Raw genomic sequence first — 19,939 nt, forward strand, 5'->3', positions numbered from 1 at the left:
CCACACCGCTACGTCCGGACGGGTGTCACTTGACGCAGGCACCTCCAGTGGGTTGCATACGTTCTGTGATCACATACCGGACATCGGGAGCCCTGCCATGGACCCGGTGATCGTCGTCGGCGCGGGCCCGGTCGGACTGTCCCTGTCCCTCGCCCTGGCCGGCCACGGCGTACCCTCCGTCCTCCTCGACGAGGGGCCCGGCAAGGACGAACCCCGGCCCGCCCGTTCCGTCGTCCTGCACGGCGACACCGCCGCGATGGTGCACCGGCTGGGCTGCGCCACCCTGCGCGACGAGGGGGCGCACTTCGCGGCCTGGCGCACCATGAGGCGCCGTCAGGAGATGCGCCGGATCACCTTCGAGGACCGGCCCGCGCCCCTGCACCTCCCGCAGCACGCCCTCACGCGCGGCCTGCGCGACACCGCCGCCGCGCACCCCCTCGTCCAGCTGGTCACCGACTGCAAGCTGGACTCCCTGGAGCAGGACGGCCGCGGGGTCACCGCGCACACCCGGGGCGCCGAAGCCACCTGGTGGCGCGGCAGCCACCTCGTCGGCTGTGATGGGGCCCGCTCCACCGTGCGCAAGCTGCTCGGCATCCGCTTCCCGGGCCGGACCGCCGTGGAACGCCACGCCGTCGCCGCGCTGCGCGCCGAACTGCCCTGGCCCTGCGAGGCCTTGCTGCACCGCAACCCGCCCTCCGGGCCCGAGGAGGTCACCGCCCGGCCACTGCCCGACGGGGTCTGGCGGCTGGACTGGCTGCTGGCCGCGCGCGGCGAGCTGGTCACCCCGGACGCCCTCGTCACCCTCATCCGGGACACCCTCGCGGGGTGGTGCGGGGGCACCACTCCCCCGTACGACCTGATCGACACCGGGGTGCACACCCTGCACCACCGGCTCGCCCGGCGCTGGCGCGACGGCCGCGCCTTCCTCGCCGGGGACGCGGCGCACCTGCTGGGCGCGCTCGGCACCCAGGGCGTCGAGGAGGGGCTGCGCGACGCGGAGAACCTCGCCTGGAAGCTGGCCCTGGCCTGGCACCAGGGCGCCTCCGAGGCCCTGCTCGACAGCTACGAGGACGAGCGGCGCACCGCCGTCGCCGCCCGGCTGCGCGCCGCCGACCAGGCCATGCCCACCCTGCGGGGCGGCGGCGGCCTGCGCACCCTGCTTCCCGGATCCGCGCGTTCCGCCGAGGCCCTGCTCACCGACGGGCACCTGGGTCGGGGCCCGCTCGGCGCGGAGCCGGTGTACGCCCCGCCCGTGGCCGTACGGGAGGTCCCGACGGCGACGGAACCGGGCGGTCCGGTGGCGAACGTACCCGTCACGGCACCCGACGGGGCCACCGTCCCGCTGCGCGACCTGCTGGGGCGGGGCCGGCTGCTGGTCCTGCTCGTCGCCCCGGGCACCGGGGTGTGGGACCGGCGGCACTGGCAGAGCGCCGGGCTGATGCCCCGGCTCGCGGCGGCCGTGAGCGCCCTCCCGGTCCGCACCGAGCTGCTGGTCGCGGACTCCTACCCGGGGGCTCCGGCCCACACCGTGCTCCTCGTCCGGCCCGACGGGCACCTGGCGGCCACCTTCGCCGGGGTCCGTCCGGCGGAGCTGTACAAAGCGGCGGACTCGGTCCGGGCCGGCGCCCCGGACGGCGCCCCCGCGCCGGCTCCCTCCGCCGCTCCCTCCACCACGCCCACAGCCGTGATCGATTGACGCTCCCGGGCACGCGTGGTTCACTCACCGACATGACCGGCAACGACGTACGCCTGTGGCGGAGGGTTCACATGGACCTGCTCCGCTACGCGGGCTGCGTGTGTCGCCCTTCCTGCTGATTCGCCTTCCCTCCGCGCGCCCCGTGCCCCTCCGGGCCCGCGCGCACCTTTCGCGAACTCCCAGGACGGTCATCGCATGTCTGCCCCCGCGCCCACGCACGCCCCAGCCCGCACCGCCGCGCCGACGGCGGCGGAACTGCTCTCCTTCGCCCTGCGCACCGCCGCCGACCCGGCGGTCGTGGACTCCCTGCCGCTGGATCCGGAGGGCCGCACCTGGATCCGGCTCGACGGTCCGGGCGGCAGCGAGGCCTGGCTGATCGGCTGGCCTCCCGGCACCGGCACCGGCTGGCACGACCACGCCGAATCCCGGGGCGCCTTCGCGACCGCGCGGGGCCGGCTCACCGAGCGCTCCCTGGCGGTACGGCTCCCCTCGGAGGGCTGGCAGAGCCTGGAGCTGGCTCCCGGCGTGGACCGCAGCCGCACCCTGGCCGCGGGCGCGGGACGCGGCTTCGGGGAGCACCACGTCCACGAGGTCCTCAACGAGTCCCCGGACGAGCACGCGATCTCGGTCCACGCCTACTACCCGCCGCTGCCGTTGATCCGCCGCTACGGCCGCAGCGGCCCCGTCCTCACCCTGGAGCAGGTCGAGCGCCCGGCGGAATGGCAGTGAGCGCCCCGGTCGGCATCGACGAGCTGCTGGAACGGGTCCGCGCGGGCTACACCCGCATCGCACCGCCGGCCGCCCACGAGGCGTTCCTCGACGGGGCCCTGCTGGTGGACATCCGCTACCAGGCGCTGCGCGAGCGGGACGGGCTGATCCCCGGCGCGGTGGTCGTCGAGCGCAACGAACTGGAGTGGCGGCTCGACCCGCAGGGCTCCCACCGCCTCCCGCAGGCCACCGGTCACGACCTCCCGGTCGTGGTGATCTGCAACGAGGGGTACGCCTCCACGCTGGCCGCGGCCTCCCTGCACGCCCTGGGTCTGCACCGGGCGACGGATCTGACGGGCGGCTTCCAGGCCTGGAAGGCGGCTGGCCTCCCCGTCGTCCCCGCCTGACGCCGGGCCGCCCCATCGGTTTCCGGGCGCCGCCCGGCTCCGTCCGGAGCCCGGCGGCCCGGGGCCACCCCACGATCTCCGAGCCGCTCCGGGAACCCGGTCTCGGACGCGGGTTTCGGACCCGAGGTCGTCTCGGACCCGGGTTTCGGGGCCCGGGATCTCGGACCCGGGGTCGCGGACGCGCGGGTCTCAGGACCCGGGGTCGCGGACGCGCGGGTCTCAGGACCCGGGCCTCAGAGTCCGGGACCCCCCGGGTACCCGAGGTCGTCGGCGTCCTCGCCCTCCGCCTCCAGGGCGCGCCGCACCACCCGCAGGGCCATGCCCTCCGGGTACCCCTTGCGGGCGAGCATCCCGGCGAGGCGCCGGATCCGCTTGTCCCGCTCCAGGCCTCGGGTGGAGCGGAGCTTGCGCTCCACGAGCTCCCGGGCCGTGCACTCCTCCTGCTCGGAGTCCAGCTGCTCCAGCGCCTCCTGCACGAGGGTGGTGTGCACCCCTTTGGTCCGCAGCTCCTGCGCGAGCGCCCGGCGGGCGAGTCCCCGGCCGCGATGCCGGGACTCGACCCAGGCCCCCGCGAAGGCGGCGTCGTCGATCAGGCCCACCTCCTCGTACCGGGAGAGGACCTCCTGCGACACCTCCTCGGGGATGCCCCGCTTCTCCAGGGCGTCCGCGAGCTGGCGCCGGGTCCGCGGCATCCCGGTGAGCAGGCGCAGGCAGATCGCCCGCGCCTGCTCCTCGGGACTCTGGGGCGGCAGCTCCTGGCGGCCCTCACGCCCGCCGCTCGCGCCGCCCCTCTCCTGCTCCCGCACGGGTCAGCTCTTGGCGACGGCGGCCTTGGCCGACGTCTTGGCCTTCGACGCCGGGGCGGGCACGGCGGCCGCGGAGTCGGCCGATGCGGCGGCCGGCTCGTCGCCCGCGGCGGCGTCCTTGCGGACACCCACGCCCAGCTTCTCCTTGATCTTCCGCTCGATCTCGTTGGCGAGGTCGGGGTTGTCCTTCAGGAAGTTGCGGGCGTTCTCCTTGCCCTGGCCCAGCTGGTCGCCCTCGTACGTGTACCAGGCGCCGGCCTTGCGCACGAAGCCGTGCTCCACGCCCATGTCGATCAGGCCGCCCTCGCGGCTGATGCCCTGGCCGTAGAGGATGTCGAACTCGGCCTGCTTGAAGGGGGGCGCGACCTTGTTCTTGACGACCTTGACGCGGGTTCGGTTGCCGACCGCGTCGGTGCCGTCCTTGAGCGTCTCGATGCGACGGATGTCCAGGCGCACCGAGGCGTAGAACTTCAGCGCGCGGCCACCGGTGGTGGTCTCGGGCGAGCCGAACATCACACCGATCTTCTCGCGGAGCTGGTTGATGAAGATCGCGGTGGTCTTGGACTGGTTGAGCGCACCCGTGATCTTGCGGAGCGCCTGGCTCATCAGGCGGGCCTGGAGACCGACGTGCGAGTCGCCCATCTCACCCTCGATCTCCGCGCGCGGCACGAGCGCCGCGACGGAGTCGATGACGATCAGGTCGAGCGCGCCGGAGCGCACCAGCATGTCGACGATCTCCAGCGCCTGCTCGCCGGTGTCCGGCTGGGACAGGATGAGGTTGTCGGTGTCCACGCCGAGGGCCTTGGCGTACTCGGGGTCGAGCGCGTGCTCGGCGTCCACGAAGGCGACGGTGCCGCCGGCCTTCTGCGCGTTGGCCACGGCGTGCAGGGTGAGGGTGGTCTTACCGGAGGACTCCGGCCCGTACACCTCGATCACACGGCCGCGGGGCAGCCCGCCGACGCCGAGGGCGATGTCCAGAGCGGTCGACCCGGTGGGGATGACCTCGATGGGGTCGTTCGGCTTGTCGCCGAGGCGCATGACCGCACCCTTGCCGAATTGCCGTTCAATCTGTGCGAGCGCGGCGTCGAGAGCCTTCTCGCGGTCGGTGCCTGCCATGGGTTCCACCCGGTTTGCTTGAGTCGATCGCTTCACGCCATTGACGCTAACGCCTGCCACTGACAATGCGCTCCCACACCCGTTCCGGCTGTGGATAACCCATCAGAATGGATGTTCGATTTCCCTGTCAAGCGCACCACGCCACCCCCTCCCGGGACGGCGTGACAGAGCACGGCGGGGCCGCCGGCCGCCGGGTGGGGGCGGACGGCGGCCCCGGGGGGCGCGCGGCGGGGATCAGTCGGGGAGGCGGTCCGTGATCCAGCGGGCCAGTTCCTCGGTGATGGCCGTGTGCGCGGTGGTCGTGGACGAACAGCGGAAGTCGTCCAGCTCGCTCTCGTCCGGGCTCAGGGCGTCGATGTCCGCGTACAGGTCGTCCTGCTCCTCTACGTCGCGGACCGCGACCGCGCTGACCGAGGGGACGAAGCACACGTCCTCGTGCCGCAGGTCCGCCTTGCCGCCGAGCTTCTCCATCGCCTCGGCGAGGATCCCGTACGTGTGCAGGGTGCCGCCCGGCGCGCCGTCCATCTCCGGGAAGCCGCTGGTCGTGATGGTCTTCTCGGCCTTGGGGAACCTGCGGTTGAGGTAGGCGACCGTCACGTCGTCGCCCTGGGCCTGGGTGTAGAAGGTGGTGCCCGGGTAGATCCGGTCGATCCGCAGCGCGACCTCGCCGGGCCCCACGTCCGGCAGGCCGACCCCGTCGGCGCGGCCGTTGGCCACGCCGATCTTCGTCGGGATCTGCGGCCAGCCGCCGACCCGGTCCAGGGCCGCCAGGAACTCCGTGCGCTCCGGGGCGACGCCGATCTTGCCGGTGTCCTTGTCGTAGTGCCGCCACAGCATCTGGCGCGCGGCCGGGCTGTTCATCTGCCGCGCGAAGTCGTTCGGGAACGGGATGAAGTGCGAGAACGCCTGCACCCCGACCGGGATGGAAGCGCCGCGGTGCGGGCTGTCGTAGGAGAAGTACAGCCCGGTCCGGTGGTCCATCCGGAGCGTCTCCAGCCTGGCGAGCGCGTAGCGGGTGACGATGCCGCCCATGCTGAAGCCGCCGACGACCAGGCGGGCGTCGCCCACCTGGTCGTCGATGGCCCGCTGGATGGCCGCCTCGGCCGCCTGCGCGTTGTCGAGGATCGACGCGCTGCGCTCCTCGAAGCCGAGCAGGATCACGTCCCTGCCGCGCCGGCGCAGCTCGCTGATGAACGGGAAGCCGCCCTCGAGCCCCTGGTAGAGGACCTCCAGCTTGCTGCGGCCGAGGTTGAAGCCGTCGGCCATGATCACGGGCCGGGTGAGCTGGCGGTTGCCCTCACCGAGGAAAACCCACGCGAAGCCGTTCGGAAGGGTCCACTCCTCATACTCCGGTACCTCGATCGGCGCGGAGGGTTCGGCGGTCAGCGGACCGCCGAGGGTGAACGAACCGACGTTGGGCTCGGCCGTCTCGGACATGGTCGTACTCCTTGTGGGAGGGGTGGGGGGAGACGACGTCATCATGGAGGGCGTTTTGGCCGCTTCACTCCTCTGACCTGCAAGGTTCACCACATTTGATGGAGCGCCCACGGAATCGGTTTAGTGCTCCTGGCATGTGCCTATGGCCTGTTCTCATCGCTCGCCTGTTCCATCCTCCCGGGCGCGGCCGAGGGGCCGGCCCGGCCGCGCGACGCGCGCGACCGGGCGAGCAGCAGCCCGCGCCCGCCGCGCATCAGCTCGTAGAGGCGCCCCTGCTTCAGCTCCACCTCACGCATGCGCCGGCCGACCAGGTCGTGCCCCTCGCCCAGGTCGTAGCGGACCCCGACCGCGGTGATCTGCTCGGTCACGTACCGGTTCACCACCTCGAAGTCCATGAGCTGCGAAACGAACTCCCGCAGCGCCCGCGCAGCCGGATCCGCCCCGAGCAGCACCCCCTGCGCGAGGGTGCTGTCCAGCACGCGGGCGCCCTCCGCGTTGCGTTCCCCCTGTGTTCGTGCAGGTCATAGCTTCGATGGGTGATTCTGCGGCACCGCCCGGGCCGTGCCGCAAGTCCGCCCGGAACGGGCCGGCCCCGCCGACGGTGGTGTCGGCGGGGCCGGGGTGGTGCGGGGGGCAGGCGGGTACGAGCGCTGCCGTAGCTACGGCTTCGGCAGGACGCAGCCGGGGCGGTTCAGGTCGATCTGGTTGCCGGGGCCTATGCAGGGGACGAGGACGTACGTCTCCTGGGCGTAGTTGATGCCCTGGCGGACCGTCACGTTGCCGTTCTCGTCCACCTCGCACGGGTTGTTGTCCGTGCAGCGCTGTCCGTCCTCGTTGCCCGTGTTGTTGACGGCGACGACCTTGCCGGTCGTCGTGTCGATCACCGGGGAGCCGGAGGTGCCGCCGATGGTGTTGCAGGACGAGGTGTAGCGGACCGAGTCCTTCCAGGTCCAGGCGCCCTCCTTGAGGCGGTACGCGAACCCGTCGACGCTGCAGCTGTAGGTGCGCTTCCAGTACCCGGACACCACCTTGATCGACGAACCCTGCGCAGGGTGGGTGTCGTTGAGGGTGAGCGCGTCGATGCCGTACTGGCTCTGGATCTGCGCGTACGTCTTGGTCAGCTGGTACAGCGAGACGTCCGTGTCCGTCATCGTCCCGTACGCGATCTTGCTGGCGCGCAGCGTCGCGACCTTGGAGCCGGAAGCGTTGAGCAGCGAGAACGAGCGGCTGGAGGCGCGGTTGACCAGGACCTCGCCGGCCGCCGGGAAACCGGTCTCCAGGCAGTGCCCGTTGGAGAGGACGAGCGCGGGGTCGTTCGGCTGCGAGGCGGGGGTGCGGACGACCGAGCCGGAACAGTTGCTGAGCGCGACGGTGCCCGCGTACGTGACGGCCACGGCCTGCGGGTTCTTGGCCGTGGCCCGGTCCGTGTCGTGGGGGGCGGAGGCCACGGCCGGCGCCGCCGCCGCTCCGGTGAGGAGCAGGGAGAGCAGGAGGCCGGTGAGAGGCTTGTTCATGTGGGGGTTCCCCTCTGGTGACGAATGCGACCGAAGATCCTTCGGTTGTCATGCGCATTCTCAGTTGACCTGAGTCAACCCACAAGAGGGCCTTGGCAGTTGGCAAACGGGTGCCCGGCCGGTCCGTGGACGCTTCTCACCCCAACCCCTCCCAACGGCCCCCGAGCCGGACACCGGACCCCATACCGGGGCGCAAGGGCCACCGTCACGACCTGGCCGAATAGGGCCTGTTCATGGCCGGTACTCTGCGGTGCCCCCGACGACGGGGGCACCGAGATTCCGCTCAGGAGGACCCATGGCCATCAAGAAGGCCACGATCCAGCAGCAGGTGGCAGACGCCCTCACCCAGGCGAACCCCACCGACCGGCCCATCGTCACCATCCAGGCCATCGCGGGCCCCAGCGTGTGGCTGATGAGCATGCTCGGCCTCATCGGCCAGGCGTTCCTGACCTACTACTTCGTCACGGTGACCGAGCAGGCGGTCGTCCTCCACAAGGCGAGCCGGATGAGCAACCGCCCCCAGGAGATCGTCTTCGCGATACCGCCCGCCCAGGCCGTCGGCACCGTCACCGACGTCAACCGCAACGCCATCTGGAGCTCCTTCCGCATCATGCTCCCCGGCCACGTGAAGCCGACGCGGATGAACGTGCACCGCACCTGGCGGGGCGAGATGGACCAGCTGGTCGGCCTGCTGAACGGGCAGCCCCAGCCCGCCGCCTGACGCCGACCCCGAGCCGACGGGCGGAGGGGACCACGTCCCCAGCCCCCTCCGCCCCCGGCCCCCGGCCCCCCTCACCACCAGTACACGGGATACCTGACGGCCCCCGGCCGCGCCCGCGACGCCGCCATCCCCGCCAGCACCAGCACGACCGCCGCACCGCTCAGCAGCGGCAGGAACCACACCGGGTCCGGCGCCTGGAGCACCACCACCACGGTGGTCGCCGCCGCCGGCGAGTGCGGGGTCCGGGCCAGCGTCATGACCCCCACCGCCACCCCCGCCCCGAGCGCCGCCACCCACGGCGCGCCGCCGAGCAGCGCCAGCGCCAGGTAGCCGACCACCGCGCACAGGAGGTGCCCCGCGACGACACTGCGCGGCTGCGCCAGGGGCAGCGCGGGCACCCCGTAGACGATGGCCGCGCTCGCCGCGATCGGCGGGATCAGTACGGGCTCGCGCAGCAGCGCGCCGATGCCGACGAGCGCCAGCAGTGCCGCGGCCGCCACCCCGCCGCTGACCAGGGCGGTGGCCCGGGCGGGCGCGACCGGCGCGGGTGCCCGCCCGGCGAGCGTGCGCAGGGCGGCCGGCCGGCCGGTGGTCTGTTCGGTAGTCGTGTCCACGCTCATGAACGCCAGGTGTACCGGGCCCCCACATTCCGGCCCTATACGGCACCCCCCGCACCGACTGACAACCGACGGTTGACACACCTCAAACTGTCAACCTAGGGTTGCATTCATGACGAACCCTTCCGTGGAACCCGTGGAACCCGTCCGCATGACCAATCCGGTCCGCCTCGACGACCTGATCGAGGCCATCAAGAAGGTCCACTCCGACACCCTGGAGCAGCTCAGCGGCGCCGTGGTCGCCGCCGAGGCCCTCGGTGACGTGGCGGACCACCTCATCGGCCACTTCGTCGACCAGGCCCGCCGCTCCGGCGCCTCCTGGACCGACATCGGCCGCAGCATGGGCGTCACCCGCCAGGCGGCGCAGAAGCGCTTCGTCCCCAAGGCCGACAAGGAGGGCGACCCCGGCCTCGACCCGAACCAGGGCTTCGGACGCTTCACCCCCCGCGCCCGCAACGTCGTCGTGAGCGCCCAGAACGAGGCCCGCGCGGCCGGCCACACCGAGATCCGCCCCGAGCACCTGGTCCTGGGCCTGCTCGCCGAGCCCGAAGGCCTGTGGATCACGGCCCTCACCGCCCGGCAGCTCACCGCCGCCGACCTCCGCACCGCCGTCACGGCCACCCTGCCGCAACCCTCCGGCGCCCCCGTCCCCGACCTCGTCCCCTTCGACGCGGGCGCCAAGAAGGCCCTGGAGCTCACCTTCCGCGAGGCCCTGCGCCTGGGCCACGGCTACGTCGGCACCGAGCACATCCTGCTCGCCCTCCTCGAACTGGAGGACGGCGACGGCGTGCTGAGCGGCCTCGGACTCGACAAGGCCGAGGCCGAGGCCCGCATCACCGCACTCCTGGCCTCCGTGCTCGACGGGTCCGCGCAGCCGCCGTCGCAGGAGCCGCGTCCGTGACCTCGTAGCGCTTGACGTACGCGCCGAGGAAGGACTGCAGCGTCGCGACGGCCGGGATCGCGATCAGCGCCCCGACCGCGCCCAGCAGGGCGGTGCCCGCGATCACCGACCCGAAGGCCACCGCGGGATGGATGTCCACCGTCCGCGCGGTCAACTTCGGCTGGAGCATGTAGTTCTCGAACTGCTGGTAGACGACCACGAACCCGAGCACGTACAGCGCGTACCACGGGTTGACCGTGAAGGCGATCAGCATCGGCAGCGCGCCCGCCAGGTAGGTGCCGATGGTGGGGATGAACTGGGAGACCAGCCCCACCCACACCGCCAGGGCGGGCGCGTACGGCAGGTCGAGGAACTCGAAGACGACGTAGTGCGCGATGCCGGAGATCAGCGCCATCAGGCCGCGGGAGTACAGGTAGCCGCCCGTCTTGGCGACGGCGATCTCCCAGGCCCGCAGCACCTCGGCCTGCTTCGCGGGCGGCAGCACGGAGCACAGCGCCCGGCGCAACCGGGGCCCGTCGGCGGCGAAGTAGAAGGAGAACAGGCCGACCGTCAGCAGCCTGAAGAGCCCGCCCAGCACGGTGGTGGACACGTCGAGCACACCGGTCGCGCTGTTCTGCACGTACTTCTGGAGCCAGGCGGAGTGCAGCAGGCTGTCCTGGATCTCCAGGCGGGACAGCTCGGTGTGGAAGGTGGCGTTGATCGATTTGATCACCGAATCGAGGTAGCGCGGGAAGCCCTCCACCATGTCGACCATCTGTCCGGCGAGCATCGAGCCGAGCAGCGCGAGGAAGCCCGCCGTCGCGACGAACACCCCGAGGAACACCAGGAAGGTGGCGAGCCCGCGGCGCATGCCGCGGGCCGCCATCCGGGCCACGGCGGGTTCGATCGCGAGCGCCAGGAAGAACGCGATCAGGATGTTGACCAGCAGCCCGATCAGCTGGTGGAAGGCCCAGCTGCCGAGCTGGAAGCAGGCGACCAGGGCCAGTACGAGGACCACCGCGCGCGGCAGCCAGCGCGGCATCCGCGCCTCCGCCCGGCCGGGAGCGGTCCCGGCGGACGCGTCCCCTACGTCCGGGGCCGGCGGTGCGTCCCCGTCGTCGGGGGCCTCCGCGGTCGGGGCGTTCCTCGTCGTCTCATCACTGACTGCCACGCCGCCCAGTCTGTCCCACGCGCTTACCGAACCACGAAACGGTGTTCGCCTCAGCGCAGCGAGGCCGGCACGTCCATCGCCGTGCACACCGCACGCCACACGTCCTTGGTCTCCCAGCCCGCGTCCAGTGCCTGGCGCACGGTGCGTCCGCCGAGTTCCGCCATCACGTGGTCCCGGGCGAAGGACTCCGCGTAGGCCGCACCGAAGTGCTCCGCCATCCGCTCCCAGAAAATCGTCAACCGCATGCCCCCAGTATCCCGCCCGGGAGAGTGCACCCGGCCCGTTGCCCCCCTGCGCCCGCGCCTGGCGCCCTACGGTGGCACGCATGCCTGGAGACGAATCTCCCCCGCCGGCCCCGCTGGCCCGCGCGGAACAGTTCATCTGGCTCACGGCCCGGGTGCTGGAGCAGCGGCGGTTCGCCTTCCACTTCCTCGGCGGGGACGCCGACGCGGTGGACGCCGCCCTCGGCGCGTACCTGGGCGACGACGGCGGCTACGGACACGCGCTCGACCCCGATCTGCGCGGCCCGCTGAGCCAGCCCCTGCACACCGCGCACGCCCTGCGGGTCCTCGACAGCCTCGGCCGCTGCGCCGGCCAGCGCATCGAGCGGCTCTGCCGCCACCTGACCGGGCTCTCCACCCCCGAGGGCGCGCTCCCCCTGGTCCGCCCGGCCCCGCGCGACCATCCCGTGGCGCCCTACCACCCGGTGCGCGACGACCCGCCGGGCGAGCTGCTGACCACGGGCCCCGTCGTCGGGATGCTGCACCGCAACCGGATCTGGCACGCCTGGCTGTTCCGGGCCACCGACTTCTGCTGGGAGCGGATCGAGACGCTGCGCCACTCGCACCCCTACGAGCTCCAGAGTGCGGTGGCCTTCCTCGACGGCGCCCCCGACCGGGCCCGCGCGGCGGCGGCCGCGGACCGGCTGGGGCGGCTGGTGCGCGAGCGGCACCTCGTGGTGCTCGACCCGGATCGGCGCGAGGAGTACGCGCCCGCCCCCGGCTACGCGCCGGGCGAGCTGCTCTTCCCGTACGACTACGCGCGGCGCCCGGAGTCGCTGGCCCGGAGCTGGTTCACCGACGAGGAGATGCGCCGCTCGCTGGACTTCCTCGCGGCGGAGCAGCAGCCGGACGGAGGCTGGCCGGTGCGCCGCCGCGCCTGGGCTCCGGGCAGCTCGCTGGAGCGGCGGCCGATCGCCACCCTGGAGGCCCTGCTGACGCTCAGGGCGTACGGGCGTCCGGTCGGCGCGGTCAGCCCCCCAGCGCCCGGACGCCCGCGGTGACCACCACCGCCGCCCCGACCACCACCAGGAACGGGGCGCGCAGCAGCAGGGCGAGCGCGGCGGCTGCCAGCCCGGCGGCGCGGGCGTCGAGCACCAGCTCGTGGCCGGTGCTGAAGGTCTGCTGGGCGGTGAGCGCGGCGAGCAGCGCGACCGGCAGCAGGCCGGACAGCCTGCGCACCAGGGGCCGCTCCAGGGCCCCGGCGGGCACGAGGAGTCCGGCGAGCTTGACGGCGTAGCAGCCGACGACGGTCACCGCGATGGCGATCCAGACGTTCACGAGCGGCGTCCCTTCATCCACAGCACGGCCGGCGCGGCCAGCGCGGCGATCAGCACGGGCACCCCGGAGGGCAGGACGGGCAGGAAGCCCAGGCCGAGGACCAGGGCCAGGCCCGCTACGGCCCGCTCGGTGGAGGTCTTCAGCATCGGCGCGAGCAGCGCGAGGAACACGGCGGGCCCGGCCGCGTCCAGCCCCCAGGCGGAGGTGTCCCCGATGGCCTCGGCGCCGAGCGCGCCCAGCAGGGTGGTGAGGTTCCACAGCAGGTAGAGGCTGAGCCCGGTGACGGTGAACCCGAGCCGGGCGGCCTTGCGGTCGGGCTGCGCCAGTGCCACGGCGGTGGTCTCGTCGATCACCCAGTGCGCGGCGAAGGGGCGCACGGCCCGGGGCAGCGCGAGCAGCTGGGACAGCCGCAGTCCGTAGAAGGCGTTGCGGGTACCCAGGAAGAAGGCCCCGGCGGCCGCGGTGAAGGGGTTGCCACCCGCCGCGAGCGCGCCGACCAGGGCGAACTGCGAGGCTCCGGTGAAGACGAGCAGGCTCAGCACACAGGCCTGCAGCACGCTGATCCCGGCCCCGGCGGCGGTCACGCCGAAGGCGAATCCCGACAGGCCGACGGCCACTCCCACCCCGAGGGCGTCGCGGACGACGGCGGCCCGCGGCCGCCCGGAGGCCGGTCCCCCGTCGTGGACGGGGGCCTCTCGTATCACCATCTGGTTCTCTCCCACGCCCCGAACGTACGCGGGGCGCGGCGGAGGGTCTTGTACGTTCTTGCACCCGCCGGGCGTCCCCGTGGCCGTGGGCCGGGGCACGGGCGGGCACGGGCGGGCACGGGCGGGGGCAGCGCCCGGACCCCCGCGGGATCTAGCCCGCGGCCCGCTCCCGTCGGTACGCGCCCGGGGGCACCCCGACGATCCGGGTGAAGTGCCGGTTCAGGTGCGGCTGGTCCGTGAAGCCCACGGTGACGGCCGCCTCGGCGGGGGCGGTGCCCGCGTCGAGCAACAGGCGCGCCCTGCGGACCCGGGCGTCGGTGAGCCAGGTGTGGGGCGGCATCCCGTACCGGTCCCGGAAGGCGCGCAGCAGGGCGAAGGGGCTGGTGCCCAGTTCCTCCGCGAGGCGCTCCAGCGAGGGGGGCTCGGCCATCCGCTCCTCCAGCACGCTCCGGGCCCGTTCCGCGTCGGCCGCGCCGGCGCGCCGCGGCGGGCGGGCGGGCAGCGGGCCCGCGTGCCGGCTGAGCATCCGCGCCACGACGCCCCGCAGCAGGGTGTCGGCGGCGAGCGCGTTGCCGGCCTCGGCGGCCCGGTGCACGTCGGTGATGGCCCGCGAGGCCTCCGGGTCGGGGACCATGTCGGAGGTGAAGCCGGGGGTGCCGCGCAGGCTGCCGATCTCGGCGGCGACCTCGGCGATCAGGTCCCGGGAGGGGTAGAGGGTGGCGTACGCCCAGCCCTCGGGCGCCCCGGCGCGCGCGGTGTGCGCCACCTCCGGGTTGATCAGCACCACGCTGCCCGGCCCCGCCCGGACCGTGCCGGAGGGCAGGCCGATCTCCTCGACGCCGCCGGTGACGGCCGCGATGACGTAGCCGTCGTGCGCGTGGCGCGGGAAGGTGTGGCGGACGTAGTGGGCGCGCAGCAGGTCCAGCCCCGGCAACTGCGGGTACTGCCAGTGGCGGGCCCACTCCCGGCGCCCGTCGCGCGTTCCGTCCGTCCCCATGACCCCATTCTGCGCGCCGCCGCCGGGGGCGTCCGCGCAGGTCCGGTGCGTTGTCAGTGGCGGGGTGCACGATGGGGGCATGGCAGGCGCTGCGCTCGACTCGTTCTCCCCCGCGACCCGATCCTGGTTCACGGGGGCCTTCCGTACGCCCACCGCCGCGCAGGAAGGCGCATGGCGGGCGATCGGGGAGGGCTCGGACGTGCTCGTCGTGGCTCCGACCGGTTCCGGCAAGACCCTCGCCGCCTTCCTCGCCGCCCTCGACCGGCTCGCCGCGGACCCGCCGCCCGCCGAGCCGAAGAAGCGCTGCCGCGTGCTGTACGTGTCCCCGCTCAAGGCCCTCGCCGTGGACGTGGAGCGCAACCTGCGCAGCCCCCTGACCGGGATCCGGCAGGAGTCGGCGCGCCTGGGCCTGCCCGAGCCGGACATCCGGGTGGGCATCCGCTCCGGGGACACCCCGCCCGCCGAGCGCCGCGCGCTGGCCGTCAGACCGCCGGACATCCTGATCACCACCCCGGAGTCGCTGTTCCTGATGCTGACCTCGGCGGCCAGGGAGGCGCTGGCGGGGGTCGAGACGGTGATCCTGGACGAGGTGCACGCCGTCGCGGGGACCAAGCGCGGGGCGCACCTGGCCCTGTCGTTGGAGCGGCTGGACGAGCTGCTGCCGCGCCCGGCCCGCCGGATCGGGCTGTCGGCGACGGTCCGGCCGGTGGAGGAGGTCGCCCGGTACCTCGCCCCGCGCGGCCGGGTGGAGATCGTGCAGCCCCCCTCGGACAAGGAGTTCGACCTGTCGGTGGTCGTGCCCGTCGAGGACATGGGCGAGTTGGGGGGCTCCCCCGCCACCGAGGGCCGCGAGGGCGGTGACAAGCCGTCGATCTGGCCGCATGTGGAGGAGCGGATCGCGGACCTGGTGCAGGCCCACCGTTCGACGATCGTGTTCGCCAACTCCCGCCGTCTCGCGGAGCGGCTCTGCAACCGGCTCAACGAGATCGCCTACGAGCGGGCCGTGGGCGAGGCCCTGCCCCCGGGGGCGCCGCCCGCCGAGATCATGGCCCAGTCCGGCGCGGCCCACGGGGCGCCTCCCCTGCTGGCCCGCGCGCACCACGGCTCGGTGTCCAAGGAGCAGCGGGCCCTGGTCGAGGAGGACCTGAAGGCGGGCCGGCTGCCCGCCGTGGTCGCCACGTCCAGCCTGGAACTCGGCATCGACATGGGCGCGGTGGACCTGGTGGTCCAGGTGGAGTCGCCGCCCTCGGTGGCCTCCGGCCTCCAGCGCGTGGGCCGCGCCGGGCACCAGGTGGGCGCCGTCTCCACGGGGGTGGTCTTCCCCAAGTACCGCGGGGACCTGGTCCAGGCGGCCGTGGTCACCGAGCGGATGCGCACCGGGGCGATCGAGTCCCTGCGCATCCCCTCCAACCCGCTGGACGTCCTCGCCCAGCAGCTGGTCGCGATGACGGCGATGGACACCTGGCAGCTGGACGACCTCCTCGCCCTGGTACGGCGGGCGGCGCCCTTCGCGGCGCTGCCGGAATCGGCGTTCACGGCGGTGCTGGACATGCTGGCGGGCCGCTACCCCTCCGACGCCTTCGCGGAACTCAGACCCAGGGTGGTCTGGGACCGGGTGGCGGGGACGGTCACCGGCCGCCCCGGCGCCCAGCGGCTCGCGGTCACCTCCGGGGGGACCATCCCCGACCGCGGACTCTTCGGAGTCTTCCTCGCCGGCTCGGACCCCAAGAAGGGCGGCGGCCGGGTCGGCGAGCTGGACGAGGAGATGGTCTACGAGTCCCGCGTGGGCGACGTGTTCACCCTGGGCACCACCTCCTGGCGCATCGAGGACATCACCCGCGACCGGGTCCTGGTCACCCCGGCCCCCGGGGTACCGGGCCGGCTGCCGTTCTGGAAGGGCGACCAGCTGGGCCGTCCCCTCGAACTGGGCCGTGCGGTCGGCGCGTTCCTGCGCGAGCTGGGCGGGCTCAGCGAGGAGGACGCCCGGCTGCGGCTGCTGACGGCCGGCCTGGACGCCCGCGCGGCGCAGAACGTCCTCGCCTACCTCGCCGAGCAGCGCGAGGCCTGCGGCCACGTACCGGACGACCGGACCATCCTGGTCGAGCGGTTCCGCGACGAACTGGGCGACTGGCGGGTGGTGGTCCACTCCCCCTTCGGCGCCCAGGTGCACGCCCCCTGGGCGCTGGCGCTCGGTGCCCGCCTCGCCGAGAAGTACGGCATGGACGCCCAGGTCATGCACGCCGACGACGGGATCGTCCTGCGCCTGCCGGACGCCGACCTGCTCTCCGTGGACCTCCTCGACCACGACCCCTCGCGCCCCGCGGACTTCGCGTTCGACGACGAACAGGCGCCGCTCGGCGCGGCCGACGTCGTCTTCGAGCGGGGCGAGGTCAGCGGGATCGTCACCGACCAGGTCGGCGGGTCGGCCCTGTTCGCCTCCCGGTTCCGCGAGTGCGCGGCCCGCGCGCTGCTGCTGCCGCGCCGCAGTCCGGGCAAGCGCACCCCGTTGTGGCAACAGCGCCAACGGGCCTCGCAACTGCTCCAGGTGGCCTCGGAGTTCGGCTCGTTCCCGATCGTGCTGGAAGCCGTACGGGAGTGCCTCCAGGACGTCTTCGACGTGCCGGGCCTGACGGAGCTGATGGGGGACATCGAGGCGCGGCGCGTGCGCATGGTCGAGGTGACCACCCCCGAGCCCTCCCCCTTCGCCCGCTCCCTCCTGTTCGGGTACGTCGCCCAGTTCCTCTACGAGGGGGACTCGCCGCTCGCCGAGCGGCGCGCGGCGGCGCTCTCGCTGGACTCCCGGCTGCTGGCCGAGCTCCTGGGCCAGGCCGAGCTGCGCGAACTGCTCGACGCCGAGGTGCTGGAGGAGCTGGAGCGGGAGCTGCAGTGGCTGACCGCCGACCGCCGGGCCAAGGACGCCGAGTCCGTGGCCGACCTGCTGCGCCTGCTGGGCCCGCTGACCGACGCCGAACTGGCGGAGCGGGGCGCCGAGCCCGGATGGGCCCCCGGCCTGGCGGCGGCCCGCCGGGCGATCCGGGTCCGGATCGGCGGCGCGGACCACTGGGCGGCGATCGAGGACGCCGGCCGATTGCGGGACGCTCTGGGCACGGCCCTGCCGGTGGGGGTCCCGGAGGCGTTCACCGAGCCGGTCAAGGACCCCCTCGGCGATCTGCTGGCCCGCTACGCGCGCACCCACGGCCCGTTCACTACCGCCACCGCCGCCGCCCGCTTCGGCCTGGGCACGGCGGTGACGGAGGGCGCCCTGCACCGGCTCGCGGCGCCGGGCCGGCTGGTGCAGGGCGAGTTCCATCCGGCGGGCATCGGCCAGGAGTGGTGCGACGCCACGGTGCTGCGCAGGCTGCGGCGCCGCTCGCTGGCCGCGCTCCGCCAGGAACTGGAGCCCGTCCCGCCGGCCTCGCTGGCCACCTTCCTGCCCCAGTGGCAGCACCTGGGCGGCGGGCTGCGCGGTATCGACGGCCTGGCCCGCGCCATCGAGCAGCTCCAGGGCGCGCCGGTGCCGGCCTCGGCCCTGGAGCGGCTGATCCTGCCCTCGCGGGTCGCCGGGTACTCCCCGGCGCTGCTGGACGAGCTGACCACGACGGGCGAGGTGGTGTGGGCGGGAGCCGGCGCCCTGCCGGGCAAGGACGGCTGGATCTCCCTCTACCTGGCGGAGGCGGCCCCCCTGCTACTGCCCCCGGCGCACCCTCTGGAGCCGTCCCCGCTGCACCAGGGGGTGCTGGAGGCCCTCTCCTCCGGGCGGGCCCTGTTCTTCCGGCAGCTGGCGCAAGAGGTCCGCGGCGGGCTCCCGGACGCCTCCGACCTGGAGCTGTCCTCGGCCCTGTGGGACCTGGCCTGGTCGGGCCGCGTGACGAACGACACCCTGGCCCCGCTGCGCTCCCTGCTCGGCTCGGGCCGCACGGCGGGGGCCACCGCGCACCGCGCCCGCCGTACGGTGCCGCGCGGCCGGTACGGGACCCTGAGCGCCACCGTCTCCCGTACGGGCCCGCCCACGGTCTCGGGCCGCTGGTCACTGCTGCCCCCGCCCGCCCCCGACCCGACGCACCGGGCGCACGCGCTGGCCCGGACCCTGCTGGACCGGCACGGCGTGGTCACCCGCGGGGCGGTGGCGGCGGAGGGGGTCGAGGGCGGGTTCAGTGCGGTGTACCGGATCCTGTCCGCGTTCGAGGACAGCGGGCAGGCCAGGCGGGGGTACGTGGTGGAGGGCCTGGGCGCGGCCCAGTTCGCGATGGACGGCGCGGTGGACCGCCTGCGGGCCGCCGAGCGGACCCCGCCGCCGCTGGCCGCGGTGGTGCTGGCCGCGGCCGATCCGGCGAACGCGTACGGGGCGGCCCTGGGCTGGCCGGAGCCCCCGGCCGGCGCCACCCACAAGCCGGGCCGCAAGGCGGGCTCCCTGGTGGTCCTGGTCGACGGCGAGCTCACCCTCTACCTGGAGCGCGGCGGCAAGACCCTGCTGGCCTGGCCGGAGGCCGACGATCCGCGCCTCGCGGCGGCGACGTCCGCCCTGGTGACCGCCTCCCGCGCGGGCACCCTCCCGGACCTGACGGTGGAACGCGTCAACGCCGCCCCGGCCCTGACCTCCCCGCTCGGCAGGTCCCTCGAAGCGGCCGGCTTCCACGCGACCCCACGGGGGCTGCGCCTGCGCAACTAGGCCGCCCCTCGCGGGGAAACGGCTTGGACTCGCTCCAGTCTCGACTCGGCCACGTATGTCTTGGCCATGTCACGAAACCGCTGCCAACCGCTCCTGAGCTGGCCCTGACGCTTATCCATGCCTTATCAAGATGATCACAGGCACCGCATTGGCGGTGCACAGTCATGGGGGAGAAGAAAAGTGAGCACCATCAGCATGCGCAAGACCACCGTGATCGCGGCCGGCCTCGCGGTCGCCGCGAGCCTGGTCCTGACGGGCTGCAAGGACGGCAACGAGGAGGTCGCCCCGGCGGCCCCGTCCGCCCCGGCGGGCCAGCCCTCGCAGCCGGCGGGCCAGCCCTCCGGCTACGCCAGCTCCCCGGCCGGCTCCCCGTCCGCGGGCGGCTACGACGGCTCCACCGGCGCGCCCGCGGCAGGCGGCAGCGGCGCGGTGGCCAAGTCGGGCCAGGCCTTCAAGATCGGCGAGGCGGCGACGGTCCCGTTCAGCTACGGCAGCAACAAGGGCGGCCAGATCGCCCTCACCGTCACCGGTGTCGAGGCGGGCAGCCCGGCCGACCTGTCGACGCTGAACGTCGCCGACAAGGTGAAGGGCAAGACCCCCTTCTACATCCGTTACACGGTCAAGAACACCGGCACGACGGACCTGTCCTTCGCCAGCGTCGGCCACATGAAGGGTCTGCTCGACGGCGGCAGCGAGTCCGACACCCTGCTCGTCGCCGGCAAGTTCGACAAGTGCCCGGCCGAATCCCTGCCGAAGGGCTTCACCAACGGCCAGACCCAGACCGGCTGCGCCATCGCCCTCGCGCCGACCGGGACCAAGGTCACCGGCGCCGAGTACTGGGGCGACCCGTACAACAACCTCGCCTCCCCGCCCCAGAAGGGCCTCACCTGGAAGTGATGAGCGGCCCGTCGGGCCCTCACGCCTCCTGATCCGC

The 19,939-nt window shown here is 73.7% G+C and carries 19 protein-coding genes and 1 pseudogene; 9 read left to right on the forward strand and 11 right to left on the reverse strand.

Going from position 1 to position 19,939, the window contains the following annotated elements; translation table 11 throughout:
* The first annotated feature begins 97 nt into the window (after nt 1-97).
* The 4 genes from AB4039_RS32030 (at nt 98) to AB4039_RS32045 (ending at nt 2,811) form a co-directional block, all read left to right on the forward strand.
* A complete protein-coding gene (locus AB4039_RS32030; RefSeq protein ID WP_266842776.1) occupies nt 98-1,696 on the forward strand; it encodes an FAD-dependent monooxygenase in 1,599 nt (532 codons plus the stop codon).
* Nucleotides 1,697-1,728: 32 nt separating this feature from the next.
* On the forward strand, nt 1,729-1,815 hold the full coding sequence (locus tag AB4039_RS32035) for a putative leader peptide (RefSeq protein ID WP_311318651.1): 87 nt from the start codon (nt 1,729-1,731) through the stop codon (nt 1,813-1,815).
* 76 nt (nt 1,816-1,891) lie between these two features.
* Complete coding sequence (locus AB4039_RS32040; protein WP_442272415.1) at nt 1,892-2,425, forward strand: cysteine dioxygenase; 534 nt, start codon at nt 1,892-1,894, stop codon at nt 2,423-2,425.
* Entirely contained in the window at nt 2,416-2,811 is a 396-nt protein-coding gene (locus AB4039_RS32045) for a rhodanese-like domain-containing protein (protein WP_266842772.1), read from the forward strand. The genes AB4039_RS32040 and AB4039_RS32045 overlap by 10 nt, the downstream gene beginning before the upstream one ends.
* Before the next feature lie 233 nt (nt 2,812-3,044).
* Here the strand turns inward: AB4039_RS32045 and recX are convergent, their stop codons facing one another.
* From recX to AB4039_RS32070, 5 genes and pseudogenes are all read right to left on the reverse strand, one after another.
* On the reverse strand, nt 3,045-3,617 hold the full coding sequence (gene recX / locus AB4039_RS32050; protein ID WP_442272416.1) for a recombination regulator RecX: 573 nt from the start codon (nt 3,615-3,617) through the stop codon (nt 3,045-3,047).
* 3 nt (nt 3,618-3,620) lie between these two features.
* Nucleotides 3,621-4,733 carry a recombinase RecA gene (gene recA / locus AB4039_RS32055; protein WP_266842769.1) on the reverse strand — a complete coding sequence of 371 codons (1,113 nt, stop codon included), beginning with the start codon at nt 4,731-4,733 and terminating at the stop codon, nt 3,621-3,623.
* Nucleotides 4,734-4,967: 234 nt separating this feature from the next.
* Nucleotides 4,968-6,170 carry a hypothetical protein gene (locus AB4039_RS32060; protein ID WP_266842768.1) on the reverse strand — a complete coding sequence of 401 codons (1,203 nt, stop codon included), beginning with the start codon at nt 6,168-6,170 and terminating at the stop codon, nt 4,968-4,970.
* A gap of 223 nt (nt 6,171-6,393) precedes the next feature.
* A pseudogene (locus AB4039_RS32065) lies at nt 6,394-6,673 on the reverse strand (FAD-dependent oxidoreductase); the annotation flags it as partial.
* Between the two features lie 156 nt (nt 6,674-6,829).
* A complete protein-coding gene (locus tag AB4039_RS32070) occupies nt 6,830-7,684 on the reverse strand; it encodes a S1 family peptidase (RefSeq protein ID WP_266842766.1) in 855 nt (284 codons plus the stop codon).
* A gap of 295 nt (nt 7,685-7,979) precedes the next feature.
* Here AB4039_RS32070 and AB4039_RS32075 point away from each other — a divergent pair, with 295 nt between their 5' ends.
* Nucleotides 7,980-8,405 (forward strand): hypothetical protein, encoded by a 426-nt coding sequence (locus tag AB4039_RS32075; RefSeq protein WP_266842764.1) that lies wholly within the window; start codon nt 7,980-7,982, stop codon nt 8,403-8,405.
* Nucleotides 8,406-8,476: 71 nt separating this feature from the next.
* Here AB4039_RS32075 and AB4039_RS32080 read toward each other — a convergent pair whose 3' ends face one another.
* Nucleotides 8,477-9,025 carry an HPP family protein gene (locus tag AB4039_RS32080; protein ID WP_442272417.1) on the reverse strand — a complete coding sequence of 183 codons (549 nt, stop codon included), beginning with the start codon at nt 9,023-9,025 and terminating at the stop codon, nt 8,477-8,479.
* Nucleotides 9,026-9,134: 109 nt separating this feature from the next.
* On the opposite strand from AB4039_RS32080, the gene AB4039_RS32085 reads away from it, so the two are divergent.
* Nucleotides 9,135-9,923, forward strand: coding sequence for a Clp protease N-terminal domain-containing protein (locus tag AB4039_RS32085; RefSeq protein WP_442272418.1), 789 nt, complete (start codon nt 9,135-9,137; stop codon nt 9,921-9,923).
* Here the strand turns inward: AB4039_RS32085 and AB4039_RS32090 are convergent.
* Nucleotides 9,856-11,073 (reverse strand): AI-2E family transporter, encoded by a 1,218-nt coding sequence (locus AB4039_RS32090; RefSeq protein ID WP_266842758.1) that lies wholly within the window; start codon nt 11,071-11,073, stop codon nt 9,856-9,858. The genes AB4039_RS32085 and AB4039_RS32090 overlap by 68 nt on opposite strands.
* 50 nt (nt 11,074-11,123) lie before the next feature.
* Nucleotides 11,124-11,318, reverse strand: a complete 195-nt coding sequence (locus AB4039_RS32095; RefSeq protein WP_266842756.1) for a DUF3046 domain-containing protein — start codon at nt 11,316-11,318, stop codon at nt 11,124-11,126.
* An 80-nt stretch (nt 11,319-11,398) separates the two neighbouring features.
* On the opposite strand from AB4039_RS32095, the gene AB4039_RS32100 reads away from it, so the two are divergent.
* On the forward strand, nt 11,399-12,355 hold the full coding sequence (locus AB4039_RS32100; RefSeq protein ID WP_266842754.1) for a hypothetical protein: 957 nt from the start codon (nt 11,399-11,401) through the stop codon (nt 12,353-12,355).
* Here the strand turns inward: AB4039_RS32100 and AB4039_RS32105 are convergent.
* The 3 genes from AB4039_RS32105 to AB4039_RS32115 all read right to left on the reverse strand — a co-directional run bounded on the left by AB4039_RS32105 (nt 12,324) and on the right by AB4039_RS32115 (nt 14,336).
* The gene (locus tag AB4039_RS32105; RefSeq protein WP_266842753.1) at nt 12,324-12,632 is read right to left on the reverse strand and encodes an AzlD domain-containing protein; all 309 of its coding nucleotides are present in this window, start codon (nt 12,630-12,632) and stop codon (nt 12,324-12,326) included. The genes AB4039_RS32100 and AB4039_RS32105 overlap by 32 nt on opposite strands.
* Entirely contained in the window at nt 12,629-13,339 is a 711-nt protein-coding gene (locus AB4039_RS32110) for an AzlC family ABC transporter permease (RefSeq protein WP_266844082.1), read from the reverse strand. The genes AB4039_RS32105 and AB4039_RS32110 overlap by 4 nt, the downstream gene beginning before the upstream one ends.
* Before the next feature lie 151 nt (nt 13,340-13,490).
* Nucleotides 13,491-14,336, reverse strand: coding sequence for an AraC family transcriptional regulator (locus tag AB4039_RS32115; protein WP_442272419.1), 846 nt, complete (start codon nt 14,334-14,336; stop codon nt 13,491-13,493).
* 79 nt (nt 14,337-14,415) lie between these two features.
* On the opposite strand from AB4039_RS32115, the gene AB4039_RS32120 reads away from it, so the two are divergent.
* Together AB4039_RS32120 and AB4039_RS32125 are read left to right on the forward strand one after the other, a co-directional pair.
* Nucleotides 14,416-19,005 (forward strand): ATP-dependent helicase, encoded by a 4,590-nt coding sequence (locus tag AB4039_RS32120; protein WP_442272420.1) that lies wholly within the window; start codon nt 14,416-14,418, stop codon nt 19,003-19,005.
* Nucleotides 19,006-19,185: 180 nt separating this feature from the next.
* Entirely contained in the window at nt 19,186-19,902 is a 717-nt protein-coding gene (locus AB4039_RS32125; protein ID WP_442272421.1) for a hypothetical protein, read from the forward strand.
* Nucleotides 19,903-19,939 lie beyond the last annotated feature (37 nt).

The sequence above is a fragment of the Streptomyces sp. M-16 genome, from assembly GCF_052114405.1.
Taxonomy (GTDB): domain Bacteria; phylum Actinomycetota; class Actinomycetes; order Streptomycetales; family Streptomycetaceae; genus Streptomyces.